14 protein-coding genes and 1 riboswitch are annotated in these 14782 nt (G+C 75.5%); of the genes, 6 read left to right on the top strand and 8 right to left on the bottom strand.

The genetic code is table 11. The features are described 5' to 3' along the window. Positions 1–77: 77 nt before the first annotated feature. From COUCH_RS22050 to COUCH_RS22040, 3 genes are all read right to left on the bottom strand, one after another. Positions 78–317 carry a PspC domain-containing protein gene (locus tag COUCH_RS22050; protein WP_249607072.1) on the bottom strand — a complete coding sequence of 80 codons (240 nt, stop codon included), beginning with the start codon at positions 315–317 and terminating at the stop codon, positions 78–80. 106 nt (positions 318–423) lie between these two features. Beyond that, entirely contained in the window at positions 424–1656 is a 1233-nt protein-coding gene (locus tag COUCH_RS22045) for an aminotransferase class V-fold PLP-dependent enzyme (RefSeq protein WP_430640813.1), read from the bottom strand. A 33-nt stretch (positions 1657–1689) separates the two neighbouring features. Then, positions 1690–1806, bottom strand: a riboswitch (SAM riboswitch). 28 nt (positions 1807–1834) lie between these two features. Continuing rightward, entirely contained in the window at positions 1835–3139 is a 1305-nt protein-coding gene (locus tag COUCH_RS22040) for a M20/M25/M40 family metallo-hydrolase (protein WP_249607071.1), read from the bottom strand. A 72-nt stretch (positions 3140–3211) separates the two neighbouring features. Between COUCH_RS22040 and COUCH_RS22035 the strand changes: the two genes are divergently transcribed. From COUCH_RS22035 to COUCH_RS22025, 3 genes are all read left to right on the top strand, one after another. Next, a complete protein-coding gene (locus tag COUCH_RS22035; RefSeq protein ID WP_249607070.1) occupies positions 3212–4192 on the top strand; it encodes a DMT family transporter in 981 nt (326 codons plus the stop codon). Between the two features lie 99 nt (positions 4193–4291). Next, positions 4292–5896, top strand: coding sequence for a methyl-accepting chemotaxis protein (locus COUCH_RS22030; RefSeq protein WP_249607069.1), 1605 nt, complete (start codon positions 4292–4294; stop codon positions 5894–5896). Between the two features lie 8 nt (positions 5897–5904). After that, the gene (locus tag COUCH_RS22025) at positions 5905–6942 is read left to right on the top strand and encodes a BMP family lipoprotein (protein WP_249607068.1); all 1038 of its coding nucleotides are present in this window, start codon (positions 5905–5907) and stop codon (positions 6940–6942) included. An 11-nt stretch (positions 6943–6953) separates the two neighbouring features. Here COUCH_RS22025 and COUCH_RS22020 read toward each other — a convergent pair whose 3' ends face one another. Together COUCH_RS22020 and COUCH_RS22015 are read right to left on the bottom strand one after the other, a co-directional pair. After that, positions 6954–7937: a DUF6461 domain-containing protein gene (locus COUCH_RS22020; RefSeq protein WP_249607067.1), complete on the bottom strand. Its 984-nt coding sequence runs from the start codon at positions 7935–7937 to the stop codon at positions 6954–6956. 27 nt (positions 7938–7964) lie between these two features. Next, positions 7965–8369 (bottom strand): four-helix bundle copper-binding protein, encoded by a 405-nt coding sequence (locus COUCH_RS22015; protein WP_249607066.1) that lies wholly within the window; start codon positions 8367–8369, stop codon positions 7965–7967. 110 nt (positions 8370–8479) lie between these two features. Between COUCH_RS22015 and COUCH_RS22010 the strand changes: the two genes are divergently transcribed. Beyond that, on the top strand, positions 8480–10159 hold the full coding sequence (locus tag COUCH_RS22010; RefSeq protein WP_249607065.1) for a serine/threonine-protein kinase: 1680 nt from the start codon (positions 8480–8482) through the stop codon (positions 10157–10159). 6 nt (positions 10160–10165) lie between these two features. Here the strand turns inward: COUCH_RS22010 and COUCH_RS22005 are convergent, their stop codons facing one another. Together COUCH_RS22005 and COUCH_RS22000 are read right to left on the bottom strand one after the other, a co-directional pair. Next, positions 10166–11149, bottom strand: coding sequence for a helix-turn-helix domain-containing protein (locus COUCH_RS22005; protein ID WP_249607064.1), 984 nt, complete (start codon positions 11147–11149; stop codon positions 10166–10168). Positions 11150–11211: 62 nt separating this feature from the next. Continuing rightward, positions 11212–12285, bottom strand: coding sequence for a glutamate-cysteine ligase family protein (locus tag COUCH_RS22000; RefSeq protein WP_249607063.1), 1074 nt, complete (start codon positions 12283–12285; stop codon positions 11212–11214). 68 nt (positions 12286–12353) lie between these two features. Between COUCH_RS22000 and COUCH_RS21995 the strand changes: the two genes are divergently transcribed. Together COUCH_RS21995 and COUCH_RS21990 are read left to right on the top strand one after the other, a co-directional pair. Further along, positions 12354–12644 (top strand): hypothetical protein, encoded by a 291-nt coding sequence (locus tag COUCH_RS21995; RefSeq protein WP_249607062.1) that lies wholly within the window; start codon positions 12354–12356, stop codon positions 12642–12644. A gap of 20 nt (positions 12645–12664) precedes the next feature. Beyond that, positions 12665–13063: a DUF1992 domain-containing protein gene (locus tag COUCH_RS21990; protein ID WP_249607061.1), complete on the top strand. Its 399-nt coding sequence runs from the start codon at positions 12665–12667 to the stop codon at positions 13061–13063. On the opposite strand, the gene COUCH_RS21985 is transcribed toward COUCH_RS21990, so the two are convergent. Beyond that, a complete protein-coding gene (locus tag COUCH_RS21985; protein ID WP_249607060.1) occupies positions 13060–14727 on the bottom strand; it encodes a DUF6114 domain-containing protein in 1668 nt (555 codons plus the stop codon). The two genes, COUCH_RS21990 and COUCH_RS21985, sit on opposite strands and share 4 nt — an antisense overlap. Positions 14728–14782 lie beyond the last annotated feature (55 nt).

Genomic DNA, 14782 nt, shown 5'->3' with positions numbered 1-14782 from the left:
ACACCGGTGGACCCTACCGTCCGTGTGCGAGCGCGGTGATCACCCGGGGACCCGGTGCGGGCCCCCGGGGCGGGGCGTCAGATCGTGGACGGGGTGGCGAAGCCGGACCGCTCGGCCGGCATCAGCACCCAGAGCAGCGGGTAGACGAGGATCTGGCTGCCCGGCACGGCGAGCAGGATCAGCACGAACAGCAGCCGGGTGAGCCACGGGTCGAGACCGAAGCGCCGCGCGAGGCCGGCGCACACGCCGCCGAGGATGCGACCCTCGCGCGGCCGGGTGAGGCCCTGGCGGGTCATGGAGTCGGAGAACGAGGTCATGGTCTGCGCCTTCCGTACGCGGAACTGTTACCTCAAGACTCCGCCGTGGAGCGCTCGCGCGGCATCGGGAACCACCCCGACCCGCCCCTGATCTCCGGTCCCGGGGTCACCCCGCGGTCAGCTCGGCGAGGGCGGCGACGACGCGGTCGACGTCCTCGTCCGGAGTGCCGAGTCCGAAGCTCACGCGCAGCAGGCTCGCCGGTCCCGCGCCGCAGCCGGAGATCACGGCGGACCCGGTGAGGCGGCGGGTGAGCGGGTGCGCGCAGAACTGTCCCGCGCGCACGCCGATGCCGTACCGGTCGGCGAGCCGGGCCGCGACGACGGCCGGGTCGTGATCGGGCAGGGCGAGCGAGACGATGCCGACGCGCGGGTGCTCGGGGCCGAAACAGCTGACCTCCACCGCGCCCGGGACCGCGGCGAGCCCGTCGCGCAGCCGGCGGAGCAGGGCCTGCTCGCGCTCGTGCAGCTCGTCGCGGTCGGCGCGCTGCAGCGCCGCGCACACGGCGGCGAGGCTCACCGCGCCGAGCAGGTTCGGGGTGCCGCCCTCGTGCCGTGCCGGGCCGGTGGCCCACCGGACGTCGCCGGCGTCGGTGCCGACCGCGGCGCTGGCCCCGCCGCCGCTGAGGTACGGCGGGGCGGCGTCGAGCCAGTCGGCGCGCCCGGCCAGGACCCCGGCGCCGAACGGCGCGTACAGCTTGTGGCCGCTGAAGGCCAGGTAGTCGGCGCCGAGTGCGGCCAGGTCCACGGGGGAGTGCGGGGCGAGCTGGGCCGCGTCGACGACGATGCGGGCGCCGTACGCGTGGGCCACGTCGGCGAGGCGGCGCACCGGCCAGACCTCGCCGGTGACGTTGCTCGCGCCGGTGACCGCGAGCACGGCGGGCCCGCGTACGGTGCGCAGCGCCCCGGCGGCCGCGGCGACGGCGGCCTCGGGGCTGCGCGGGGTGGCCAGCCGCAGCTGCCGCGGCCAGGGCAGCAGGTTGGCGTGGTGCTCGCCGTCGAAGACGATCGTGGTGGTGCCCGGCGGGAGGGCCCGGGCGAGCAGGTTGAGCGCGTCCGTGGTGTTGCGGGTGAACACGACCGTGTCCCCGGCGCGCGCCCCGGCGAACGCGGCGACCTCCTGGCGGGCGTGCTCGTACGCGGCGGTGGAGGCCTGGGACCGGATGCCGGTGCCGCGGTGCACGCTGCCGTAACGGGGGAGCAGGTCGGCCACGGCATCGGCGGCGGCGCGCACGCACGGAGCCGAGGCGGCGTAGTCGAGGTGCGCGAAGCGCAGGCCGGCCGGGGTGCGCAGATCGTCGCCCACCACGTCGAGCGGGTGCTGCAGAGTCGTCAAAGTCACGGAAACCTCCCGGGGGTCGGGGACCCGCCCAGGGGTCCGCGCTTGCCCGCGTCGGGATCGACGCCGGCCCGGTCCTCACCCGGGGCACCCCATCGCGAACGCAAGGGTTGCCGGCCAGCAAGCCGGGGCTACGCGCTGGCACTCATGACCATCGCCGACCGTAGCAGACGGGCCCGGTTCAGCACGAGCGCCACAGCCGGTCCAGCACCCGGGTGCCGAACTCGAGCGCCGCCACCGGCACGCGTTCGTCGACGCCGTGGAACAGCGCGGTGAAGTCGAGGTCCGCGGGCAGGCGCAGCGGCGCGAAGCCGAAATGCCGGATCCCGAGGCGCGCGAACGCTTTGGCGTCGGTCCCGGCCGGCATCATGTACGGCAGCAGCCGGGCACCCGGGTCCTCGGCCCCGATCGCGGCGTCCATCGCGGCCACGAGCCCCCCGCCGAACGTGATCTGTACGGCGGGCAGGCTGCTCCACTCCACCTCGATGTCCGGCCCGAGCACACGGGCGAGTTCGGCGCGGAACGCCTCGTCGCGTCCGGGCAGCATGCGGCCGTCGACCTCGGCGCGGGCGACCGAGGGCACCACATTGGACTTGTAGCCCGCGGTGACGGTGGTGACCGTCGCGGTGTCGCGCAGGGTCGGCGCGATGAGCCGGGACAGGTGTCCGAGCCGGGCGACCGCCGCCTCCGGGTCGGCCGGGTCGAACGGCACCCCGGTCAGCTCGGCGGCGCCGGTCAGGAATTGCCGTACCGGGTCGGTCAGGACGACCGGGAACCGGTGGGCGTCGAGGCGGGCGAGGGCGGCGGCGAGCTTCGCGATCGGGTTGTCGGTGTGCAGCAGCGACCCGTGCCCGGCGGTGCCGCGCGCCGCCAGCCGCAGCCACATCGACCCCTTCTCGGCCGTCTCCACGAGGTACGCCCGCGGGCCGCCGCCGAGCGTCACGGAGAAGCCGCCGACCTCGCTGATCGCCTCGGTGGCGCCGGCGAACAGGTCGGGCCGGTGCTCGACGAGCCACTGCGCGCCGGCCACGCCGCCGGCCTCCTCGTCGGCCAGGAACGCGAAGATCAGGTCCCGGGCCGGTACGACCCCGGTGCGCTTGAAGTGCCGTGCCACCGCGAGGGTCATCGCCAGCATGCCCTTCATGTCGACCGCGCCGCGTCCCCACAGGTAGCCGTCGCGCACCTCGCCGGAGAACGGGTGGACCGTCCAGTCCGCCGCCTCGGCCGGTACGACGTCGAGGTGCCCGTGCACGAGCAGCGCGCCACGCGACGGGTCCGCGCCGGGGAGCCGGGCCACCACGTTGCCGCGGCCGGGCGCGCCGGACTCGACGTACTCGCAGGCGTAGCCGGCCTCGGACAGGCGGGTGGCGACGTATTCGGCGGCGGGGCGTTCGGTGCCGGGGCCGCCGTACGTGCCGGGGTTGGTGGTGTCGATGGCGATGAGCTCGTGGGCGAGCGTCACCACCTCGTCGGCCGGTGTGGTCATGCCGGCCATTCAACCGCCGAGGCGTGGGAAATTCGGCGGGAAGTGTCGTACCGGTCCGGCAGAGTGTCAGGGGTGGAGAACCGAACTGCCCCTGACACTTCCGGCGTGCGCGCCTGGCTCCCCGGCTTCCTCGCCCTGGCCGCGATCTGGGGCACGAGCTTCCTGTTCATCAAGGTCGGCGTGCGCGAGCTGCCGCCGCTGTGGCTGACCTTCGGCCGGGTCGCGGCCGGCGCGCTCACCCTGCTGGTGATCCTCGCGCTGACGCGCGACCGGCTGCCGCGCGACGCCCGGCTGTGGGCCCATCTGATCGTGGTGGCCGCGCTGGGCGTGGCCCTGCCCTTCACCTTCTTCGGGTACGGCGAGCAGCGGGTCTCCTCGGTGCTCGCGGGCATCTGGAACGCGGCCACGCCCCTGGTCGCGCTGCCGCTGGCGGCGCTGGTGTTCCGGACCGAGCTGTTCACCCGCCGCCGGGCGGCCGGCATCGGCATCGGGTTCGCCGGCGTGCTCGTGGTGCTGGGCGTCTGGCGCGGCGTCGGCGGCACCGAGCTCACCGGGCAGCTGCTGTGCTTCGCCGCCGCGATGTGTTACGCCGTCGCGATCCCGTACCAGAAGAAGTTCGTCGCCGGGCGGGCCGGCTCGGGCGTCTCCATCGCGGCCGCGCAGCTGCTGGTGGCGCTGGCGCAGCTCGCCGTCGCGGCGCCGCTGATCGCGGGTGCGCCGCCGCGGCCCGCCGGGCTGTCGGCCGACGTCGTGCTGAGCGTGCTGGCGCTGGGCGCGCTGGGCACCGGGCTCGCGTTCGTGCTGAACTTCCGGGTCATCCGGCTGGCCGGGGCGAGCACGTCCGCGTCGGTGACGTACCTCATGCCGCTGGTGGCCACGGTGGTCGGCGTGACCGTCCTGGGTGAGCACCTGCGGTGGTACCAGCCGGTCGGCGCGCTCATCGTGCTCGCCGGCGTGGCCATCTCCCAGGGGGTGTTCTCGCGCCGCAAGTCGGTCGTTCCCGCCGATTCGGCCACCGCCCGGGATCTGACAACTACGCTCAAATCTGGCTGATCCGTCACAGCCGGCCCCGCTCAGGTCCTCCCCCCGGACGCCGAATGGGAGAACCGGGCGGCACCTGGGCCGCACCGGTACGTCCGAAGGGATCACCACGTGCGGCGGTTCACGATCGGCACCCGGCTCGTCGGTGCCTTCGCCGCGGTCCTCGTGCTGCTGCTGGGCGTCGCCGCGATGGCCTTCGCGACCATCGTCGAGCAGCGGTCCTCGGCCAACGAGGTCCGCCGGCTCGAGGTGCTCACCCGGCAGGCCGAGCAGATCAAGACCCACGCCGCCACGCTGAACGGGTGGCAGGCGGGCTACATCAACGACGTGTACCGCCTCGGGGCCGCCCGGGCGCTGGGTGGTGACTCGGTCGCGTACAAGGCCTGGCAGCAGGAGCGTGACGCGTTCCAGCAGTTCCTGCGGCAGGTCGACGCGGGCGCCTTCACCGGCGCCGAGCGCACCCTGTTCCAGCAGGTGAGCGCGGAGCTGGGGACGTACGTCCAGGTCAACGACAAGCTGGTGGCCGCGTACAAGCCGGGCACGCCGCAGGCGCTGTGGAACGCCGACCAGATCGCCATGTACGACAGCTGGAACAGCTACTACCGCATCATGGTGGCCGCGCAGAAGCTGGCCGGCTCAGTGGACGCGCGCAGCGTGCAGGCCGTCCGCACCTCCGCCGACGACGCCACCCGCGCGCAGTGGGCCATCGGAATCGCCACCGCGCTGGCCCTGCTGCTCGGCGCCGCGTCCGCCGTGGTGGTCACCCGCAGCATCGTGCGTCCCGTGCACGCCGCCCGTGACGCGCTGCGCCGGGTGGCGGACGGCGACCTGACCGTCGTCCCGGCGACCGGGGGCCGCGACGAGGTGGCCCAGATGTCCGCCGCGCTCGGTCAGGCCGTCTCGTCGGTGCGCGCCATCGTCTCCGACGTCGCCGAGCAGGCCGACGGGCTGGCCCGCACCTCCGCCGAGCTCGACGCCGTCTCCGCCGCCTTCACCCAGGCGGTCACCGACACCTCGCTGCAGGCCGACCTGGTGGCCGGCGCCGCGGAGGACGTCAACCACAACGTCGACACGATGGCCGCGGGCTCGGAGGAGATGGGCATCTCCATCCAGGAGATCGCCCGGGCCGCCGTCGCCGCGGCGGAGGTCGCCGCCCAGGCGGTCACCGGCGCCGAGACCGCCAACGGCACCGTGGCCAACCTGGGCGCCTCGTCGTCGGCCATCGGCGACGCCGTACGCCTGATCACCAGCATCGCCGCGCAGACCAACCTGCTGGCGCTCAACGCCACCATCGAGGCGGCCCGGGCCGGCGAGATGGGCAAGGGCTTCGCGGTCGTCGCCGGCGAGGTCAAGGACCTGGCCCAGGAGAGCGCCCGGGCGGCCGAGGAGATCGACGGGCTGGTGCGGGCCATCCAGAGCGACACCGAGGCGGCGGTCACCGCGATCGCGCAGATCGGCGGGACCATCCGGCGCATCAGCGACTACCAGACCAGCATCGCCGGCGCGGTGGAGGAGCAGACCGCGACCACCGGCGAGATGAACCGCGGCGCGGTCGCCGCCTCCAGCGGCACGGCGAGCATCGCCGAGAACATCCGTGCGGTGGCCGCGGCGACGTCCGTGACCTCCGCCGAGGTGGCCCGCGCGCGTGAGGCCGCCGCCGAACTGACCCGCATGTCCACCACCCTGCGCGACGCCGTCGGGCAGTTCCGGTACTGAGGATGCAGATGCGTACGAGGATCACCGCGGCGCTGCTCGCCGCCACGGTCGGCACCCTGTCGGCCTGCTCCGCGGCGCCGGTCACCGTCTCGACCGACGCCATGACCGGGCTGGGCCGCGAGAGCGTGCACGTCGGCATCGCCTACGACAGCGCGGGCCGCGGTGACAAGAGCTTCAACGACGCCGCGGGCGCGGGCCTGGACCGGGCGAAGAAGGAACTGCTCGTCCAGGCGACCGAGGCCACCACCAAGGCGGAGACCGACGAGGGGCGCGCGGCGGTGCTGCGCGAGCTCGCCAAGGGCGGCAGCAACCCGGTCATCGCGGTCGGGTTCCTGTACGCCGGCGCCGTCGGCACGGTCGCCAAGGAGTTCCCCGGCACGCTGTTCGCCATCATCGACGACGACTCGGTGCAGGCCAAGAACGTCGTGTCGCTGCTGTTCTCCGAGGAGCAGGGCTCGTACCTGGTCGGCGTGGCCGCGGGGCTGGCGTCGAAGAGCAAGCGCGTCGGCTTCATCGGCGGCGTCGACGTGCCGCTGATCCACAAGTTCGAGGCCGGGTACACCGCCGGCGTGCACAGCGTCGACCCCGGCATCCGCGTCGGGGCGCGCTACCTCAGCAAGCCGCCGGACTTCAGCGGCTTCGGCTCGCCGGACAAGGGCAAGGCAGCGGCCCAGGCGCTGCTCGCCGGGGGTGCCGACGTCGTCTACTCGGCCGCCGGTGGCTCCGGCGGGGGCGCGCTCGAGGCGGTCGCCGCGGCCGGCGACGCGTGGGCCGTGGGCGTGGACTCCGACCAGTACGCGAGCGCCGGCGCCGACGTGAAGGGCCGCATCCTCACGTCCATGCTCAAGCGCGTGGACAACGGCGTCTTCCAGGAGATCCAGGCGTTCATCAAGGGCGACCGCACCGGCGGCGCCAAGCGTTACGACCTCAAGGTCGACGGCGTGGGGTACGCGACCTCCAACCCGGCGCTCGGGCCGTACCGGGCGGGGCTGGAGAAGGCCCGCTACCGCATCCTCAGCGGCGCGGTGAAGGTGCCCACCAGCTGAGGCATGGTCCCTCAGGAGGCCCGCAGCGCCGCCGTGACGGCCTCGCGGGCCTTGTCCAGGTCGAACAGGGTTCCGCCGGCGCGCAGCGGCCGGAGCGCCGCGCGCAACGCCACGTCCGCGTCGCGGTCCAGCACGCCCCGCAGCGCGGTCGCCAGCATGCCGAGCGTGCCGCCGGCCGCCCCCAGCCAGCTCCGCACGTGCCGGCCCAGCTCGGAGTCCATCGGCACCGGGCGGCCCGCCCCGCGGGCGGCCTCGTCGAGGGCCGCGTCCAGCCCGGGCGTGCCCGCGACGCCGAGCAGGCCGGCCAGGCGGCGCACCTCCGCGACGGCGACCGCCCGCTTGCGCTCGTCCGGCGCGGCGGCCGCGGCGGCGAACAGATCGGCGAACCGGGGGCCCGGGCGCAGCAGGTCGGCCGCGCGCGCCGGACCCACGAACCAGGGCTCGATCCGCGCCGACAGCCGCGGCCGGGCCAGCGGGTCCTCCGGCACGCGTACGCCGGTGATCCGCTGCGCCAGCACCAGCGACCTGGCCTCGGCGTCGCGCCACGTCTCCTCGTCCTCGCCGGCCGGCTCGCGCAGCCCGGCCGCCTGCATGAGGTGCTGCAGCAGGCCCGGGTCGGTACCCCACGTCACCTCGGGGGAGGGGAACGACGGGTCGAAGGCGACGGTGGTCGTGCCCTTGACCGCGTACGTGAACCGGGGCGTGGCCGCATCGTCGCGCAGCACCGACACCGCCTCGGTGCCCCGCGAGACCGCCTCCAGCAGCACGTGATCGGACCCGGCGGCGCCCTCCGGCTCGATCACCAGCGTCCAGCGGCCCGCCGTCAGCGCGGCCGCGTGACCCGTCAGCTGCGCCCCGGCACGCTCGCCGACGGTGTCGGGGTACGCGCCCATCCGCGCCAGCGCCTCGCGCTCGTCCACGCCCTTGACGAAGGTCACGCAGAACCGCCCGCCCAGCTCGGCCACGCGGCTGCGGGCGTACCCAAGGTCATCCACGCCGGAAGCGTAGCGCCGCCGGCGGGCTCAGCCGATCACCGCCAGCGCGCTGCGGCACTGCTCCTCGCAGATGCGGCACATCTGCGCGCACGTCCCGCAGTGCCGGTAGCTGTCGGCGTGCCGCACGCACTCGTCGGCGCAGGCGGCGCTCGCCACCGCGCAGGCCGCCAGCAGCGCCCGGACGATGCCCGCGTCGCGGCCGTCGGGCCGGGCGAGGACCCGGGCGGTGGTCGCGCACACGTCGGCGCAGGCGAGGTCGAGCCCGATGCACTCGGCGAGGCCCGCGGCGAAGCCGGAGCCGAGGCAGGCGTCCGCGCAGGCCGCGCAGGTCTGCCCGCAGGCGATGACGGTCTCGGACAGCGTGGCCAGCCGGTCGGCGTCGAGGTCGGCGGCCGGCCCGGAGCCGAGGATGGTCCGGATGGTGGTCCTCATCCCGTCCGGCTACCCCCGATGGCCGCCCGCCTCACCTGTCGCCGCGTGCCGGGTAAAGGTCGGACCGGCAGACGGTTCGGGGAGCGGCCCGAGGGGGTATATCGGCGCGCATGACTGCCGGATCCGTGGCCGTGGCCGGGAGGTACCACCTCGGCGAGACGCTGGGCGTCGGCGGCATGGGTCAGGTGTGGGTCGCCCGCGACGAGGTGCTGCACCGCGAGGTGGCGGTCAAGGAGATCCTGCTGCCCGCCGACCTGGTCGCCGCCGAGCGCGACGCCGTGCACCGGCGCATGCTCCAGGAGGCCCGGGCCGCGGCGCGGATCAGCCACCCCAACGTGGCCCAGGTGTACGACGTCTTCGAGGACGACGGCCGCGCGTGGATCGTCATGGAGTACGTGCCGTCGCGATCCCTGCAGCAGGTGCTGCGCGAGGACGGCCCGCTGGAGCCGCGCCGGGTGGCCCGGATCGGCCTCGAGGTGCTGGCGGCGCTCGAGGCGGCGGACCGCAAGGGCGTACGGCACCGCGACGTGAAGCCCGCCAACGTCCTGCTCGGACAGGACGGCCGGGTGGTGCTGACCGACTTCGGCATCGCCTCCATCGACGGCGACAGCGTCGTCACGACCAGCTCCGAGATCGTGCTCGGGTCGCCGGAGTACATGGCGCCGGAACGCGCCCGCGACGGCACCACCGAGCCCGCCTCGGACCTGTGGTCGCTGGGCGCCACGCTGTACGCCGCCGTGGAGGGACGCTCGCCGTTCCACCGCCCGTCGGCGCTCGGTACGCTCACCGCCCTCGCCGCCGACGAGCCGGACCCGCCGCGCCGGGCCGGGCCGCTGCAACCGGTGCTGGAGGGGCTGCTCCGCAAGGACGCGGCCGAACGCATCGGCATGGCCGAGACCCGGCGCCGCCTCGAGGAAGCCGCGGCCGCGCCGGCGCCCGAACCGGCTGCGGCGACCACGGTGGCCACCGTGCAGTCCCCGCCGGTCGCGGTGCCGGCTTCCCCTGCCGCCCCCGCCGCTCCCGCTGTTCCTCCCGCTCCTGCTCCCGCTGAGGATGCGCCGCCGGCTCGCCGGTCGCGTCGCGGGCTGCTCGTCGCGGCGGCGCTGGTGGTGGTGCTCCTGCTCGCCGGTACGGCCGCCTGGCTGGCCACGCGCGACGACGGGCGCACCGGGGCGCAGCGCTCGCCCGCGGCCTCGGCCCCGGCGGTCCCACCCGCCACCACCGCGGGCACCCCCGCACCGAGCCCGTCGGCCGGCGGACCCTCGGCGACGCCCTCCGCGACGCCCTCGGCGACCAAGGCGTCGTCACCCGCGGCCCGGACGACCGTGGCCGGCCGGCAGCTCCCGCCGCGGCCCGCCGGGTGGCGCGACTACCGCGACCGGACCGGCTTCGCCCTGTACGTGCCGGAGGGCTGGACCCGGTCGCGCGAGGGATCCATGGTGTACTTCCGCGACCACAGCACCGGCCGCGTGCTCGGCATCGACCAGACCGACGAGCCGCAGTGGGACCCGGTGGGTGACTGGCGGGGCAAGGCGGACTACCGGGTGGCGCACGGCGACTTCCCCGGCTACCGCGAGATCCACATCCGCGAGGTGCGCTACTTCCGCAAGGCCGCCGACTGGGAGTTCACCTTCGACGGCGGCTCCCGCCAGCACGTCAACAACCGCGGGGTGGTGACGAGCGCGCATCAGGCGTACGGGATCTACTGGCAGACCCGCGACGCCGACTGGGCCGCGAACCGCGACGACCTGCAGCTGATCTTCGACAGCTTCCGGCCCGCCACCGACTGAGCCGGCTCAGCCGACCTGCATGCGCTCGCACAGGCCGCGCAGCTGCGATCCGGCGGCCGTACGGAGCGACCGTTCCAGCAGGGCCCGCGTCGTCTCCCGCGCCACCGCCGAGGTGTGCACGTGCTGCGGCGCCGGCCGTTCCGCGGTCAGCAGGAGGCGGACCGCCTCCCGCTCCCGCCCGCGGATCCGGGCCAGGGCACGGGCCGTGTCGGCGTAGTAGAACACCTGCCGGAACCCGGCCGTGATGCCCGCGGGGTTCGTGCCGCGGGCGATCTGCGCGGCGAGCCCGGGGTCGCCGCCGTCCACCTCGATGCCGATGCGCCAGATGCCGACGTCGGTGGGACCGAAGTACATCGCCGCGCTCGCCCGGGCGGACGCCGCGTACCCGCGCAGTACCGGATCGCCGGCCGCATCGGCCGCGTCACGGCAGCGCTCGGCGCCCAGCCACGCGTCCGCCGGATGCCCGAGGTTGCGCAGCACGGACGAGGCGATGAACGTGGCATCGCAGAGCAGCCGCAACGCCGCTTCCCGGTCCGGTCCGGAGGTCGCGGCGTGCAACCCGCCGAGCAGCTCCGGGAGCAGCCGGGCCGCGCCCGCGTAGTCGCAGCCCTGCCGCAGCGTGTCGGTCAGGGCCAGCGTCCGGGCCGGCTCGGCGACCGGCGGCGCGGCCCCCGCCGCGGGCTCGGTCAGGTCGGCGTCGACCAGGGCCCGGCGGATGCCGTGCACCGCGGCCTGCGCCGCCGCGGCGGCCCGATCGGTGGCGGGCACCGGGGCACCGGCCAGCTCGGCCGGGGAACACTCCAGCGCCCCGGCGATCTCCGCGAGCGTGAACCGGTTGTCGGCCGCCTGACGCCCCCGTTCGATGCGGCTCCAGGTGGCGTGCGAGACGCCGGCGCGGCTGGCGGCGTACCGGATGCTCCAGCCGCGGCGCAGGCGGCGCACCCGGATCCGGTCGCCGATGGTGGGGTCGGCCGTGGGTCGTGGGGTCATGGAGCGACCGTACGGCCGCGGCCCCCGCCCGCCGGGTCATGGCTGTACCGGTGCCCGGCGGCTCAGGAGGTGGCGCGAGCGCGGTCCAGGACGTCGTCGGCGGGGCAGCGGCCGCGCAGCACGTACCGCTCGGTGAAGGCCGCCACCGCGTCGCGGACGCCGCGGGACACGCCCTGGCGGGCCAGCGACTCGTACGCCGCCACGAAGCAGGCCCGGGCGGCCGCGGCCAGCGCGGGATCGCTCAGCGCGTCGCGGGTGGCGCGCGCCCACAGCCCCGGCGTCGTCCGCAGGGGTTCCGTGGCGGTCAGCGCCTGGACGGCCGCGCGCGGGTCGTCCAGCAGGGCGGCGGTGACCGCGACGACGACCTGCCAGCCGGCGCCGGGCTGGCGGTCGGCGACGTCGATCTCCAGGTGCCGGCGGGCGGCGATCGGGGGCCGGACCGTCTCGAGGTGGCGGGTCAGGTCGGGGACCGACGGGCGGGCGCCGGGGCCGGCGCCGGTCCATTCGCGGAAGGTACGGGACGTGCCGGCGACCCGCGCGCCGAGCACCTGGTCGCTCCAGTCGGCGCGAGGGTCGGCGGTGCGGCGCGGCAGCGTGCGCAGCGCCTGCCTGTTGCTGCGCCAGCCGGTCGGGCGTCCGTTGCGCAGCGGGGAGTTGGCGAAGGCCGCCGCCAGCACCGGCGCGAGGGCGTGCGCGAGCGTCCAGCGGCGGCGCAGCCCGAGCATGCCGTCCTCGTCCAGCCCGGCCTCGAGGCCCACCCGGACCCCCGCGGTGGCCGCCAGGGGCACCCCGGACCGCGCCGGGTCGGCGTCGTCGGAGGCCTCCTCGAGCACGGCCACGCGATGCCCGGCGATCAGCGGCAGAGCCCGGGGGAGGTCGTCGGCCAGCCGGGCGATCGCCGCGTCGATGCCGGGCGAGGGCGGCCCGCTGACCACGACCACCCGGGGCGAGCGTGCGGTGAGGAAGCCGTGCCGCAGCCGGGGCCGCTCGGCCGCCAGCGAGCCGGCCAGGGAGACGGGCAGCCCGGGCTCGGAGATCAGCAGGTCGACGGCCGCGCCGACGAAGCCGGGGCGGCCGGGTGCGAGCGCGGTGTCGGCGATGAGCAGCCGGGCGGCCCGTTCGGTCAGGGTGAACATGGCGTGCTCCCTCGTCGAGGCGGGTCACCATCCTACCTCACCGATAGAAATTGTGGGTTCGATGGCCGGTGGATCGGCCGGCCGCGCCCACGCCGTGGCAACCGGGGGAGCCGGCCGCCCGCGCCGGGCGGGCCGCCGCGGTGTGCGAGCTGCTGGACCGGCACCGCGGCCGGGCCGCCGTCGCCGCCGGTGGCCTCAACGCCGGACCGGCCGAGGCGGGCGTCGCCGCGCTGACCGGCCACGGCCTCGTCGACGCCTGGACCGTCGCGGGCACCGGGCCGGGCCACACCTGGACGGCCGGCAACCCGCTCGCCGCGGCCGAGATGGCCTGCCTGTTCGTGGAGCCGGGTCCGCCGTGACCCGCCGTAGACTGGCAGCCATGGCGAGCTGGTACGAGTCGCACATCGACCGCAAGATCCGCGAGGCGCAGGAGCAGGGGCAGTTCGACGACCTGCCGGGCTCCGGCAAGCCGCTGAGCGACCACGGCCGCGAGTACGACGAGGACTGGTGGGTCAAGGACTGGCTGCGCCGCGAGGGGGCGACCGCGGGCGCGCTGCCGCCCACCCTGGCCGTACGCCGTGAGGCCGAGGACCTGCGCGAGACGGTGGACCGGCGCCGCTCGGAGGCGGAGGTGCGGGCGTACGTGGCGGCGCTCAACGAGCAGCTGCGCAAGGCCCGCGCGGGCCTGCTGGACGGGCCGCCCGTGCTGCTGCCGCCGCTGGACGCCGACGAGGTCGTCCGTGGCTGGCGGGAGCGCCGGGCGGCGCGCGCGTCCTAGCTCTTCTCGCTGACGTCCAGCGGCTCGGCGGTGAGCGTGTCGCAGCGGACGAAGGCCAGGTTGATCGTCACGTCGGTGAACCACAGCACCGGCAGCGTCAGCGGCGGCGGCGACTCCGGGGTGAAGGTCACCGGGATGAGGCCGAAGAGCTTGCCCTTGAAGCTGGGGGTGTAGAAGCGCACGTTGCCGTCGGTGATGAGCTCTTTGCTCTCGATCAGGGTGGTGGCGCCGCCCTGCTCGGGGATCGTCAGCTTGAACGGCTTGTTGACCGCCTTGTCCATGCTGAACTTGAGCGCCTTGACGGTGCCCTCGGCGGTGGTCAGGTCGATCACGCCGTCGTACGTCGAGTTGTACATGGTGAGCCGGTCGGTCTCCAGGGTGCCGCCCTTGACCGACACCTGCGGCACGTCGTCCGGCCCGGCCTCCTTGTACACCCGGGGGCCCAGGCACGGGATGTCGGACGAGCTCGGCGCCGGGGACGCGGACGCCGAGCCCGCCGGCGACCCGGAGGGGTCCGCCGAGGGCTTGCCGCTGGGCTGCGGCACGGGGGCGGACGGCCCCTCGGTGGCCGGCGCGGAGGTGGCCGGCGCGGACGGTTCCGTCGCCGGCGCGCTGGGGGTGGCGCTCGCCGACGGGTCCGTGGTCTCGTCGTCGCCGATGCCGAGCAGGTCACCGACGCCGTCGACCAGCCCGTTCCAGCCGTCGACGACGGGGTTGCCGGTCCTGCTCGGGTCGTCCTCCTCGGGCTCGTCGGCCTTCGCCGGTGAGCTCTTGCCCGGCGTGGCCGGCGTGGCGCTCTTGCGGACGGTCCTGGCCGACGCGTGCGCCTTGGCCCGCGCCTTCGCGGCGGCGGGGGACTGCTTGACGCTCTCCTTGGCGGCGGCCGCGACCGAGCGCGACGGCAGGCCATCGGGGCAGTCGTCGTCCGCGCGGGCCGGGGTGCGCCCGCCCGCGACGAGGACGGCGGTGGTGACGACGAGCGGTACGAGCGTGATGACGAACGCCTTGCGGTATCCGCCGGAGCGGGGCGGCTGCTCGGGGTCGTCCGGTGCCGGGGTCATCCCGTCGCTGGAGAAGCCGGGTACGAGGCCGGAGCTGTTCGCCGGGCGCAGCACCGCGGTGTCGTCGGGGCGCGTCTCGTCGGGGGCGGCCGGGTACGGGCGCAGGTCCTCCTCCGCCGGGGCGCCGTACGGCAGCTCCGCGGCGGGGGCGGTGGTGTCCGCGTCGGCGTCGTCCAGGTGCGCGGTCGCGTCGGGGTCACCGGTGCCGGCGCCGTCCGCCGGGGTCTGAGCCACCGGCTGGAGGTGGGCCGGCGACCAGGACAGCACCAGCGCGCCGCCGAAGATGCCGAGCAGCATGCCCAGCCCGAAGCCGCCGAAGTTCAGCCCGATCAGCGAGTACACCGCGGTGAGCAGGCCGAGGATCCCGTAGAACAGCCGCTGGGCCGGGCTGACCCAGGTCAGCACGCCGCAGAGCAGCAGCATCAGCGGCAGCAGGTACGAGAGGAAGCCCTGCGGCCCGAAGTGCACCTGCAGGTCGCCCAGCGTCAGGTTGGCGCTGAGGAACAGCTCCAGCCCGGCGAGCACGAGCAGGAGCCCGCCCCAGAACGGCCGGCTGCGCCGCCAGTGGCGGAAGCCGCCGGGCGGCGTGCTTGGTGGTGCCACGTACGTCCTCCTCGTCGAACGGTGCCGGGATGCGACCGGCATGGGTGAGGCCCGC

It is taken from the genome of Couchioplanes caeruleus (assembly GCF_023499255.1).
GTDB lineage: Bacteria > Actinomycetota > Actinomycetes > Mycobacteriales > Micromonosporaceae > Actinoplanes > Actinoplanes caeruleus_A.
The sequence above is the reverse complement of the archived record's forward strand: the minus strand, read 5'-3'. Positions and strand labels throughout refer to the sequence as shown.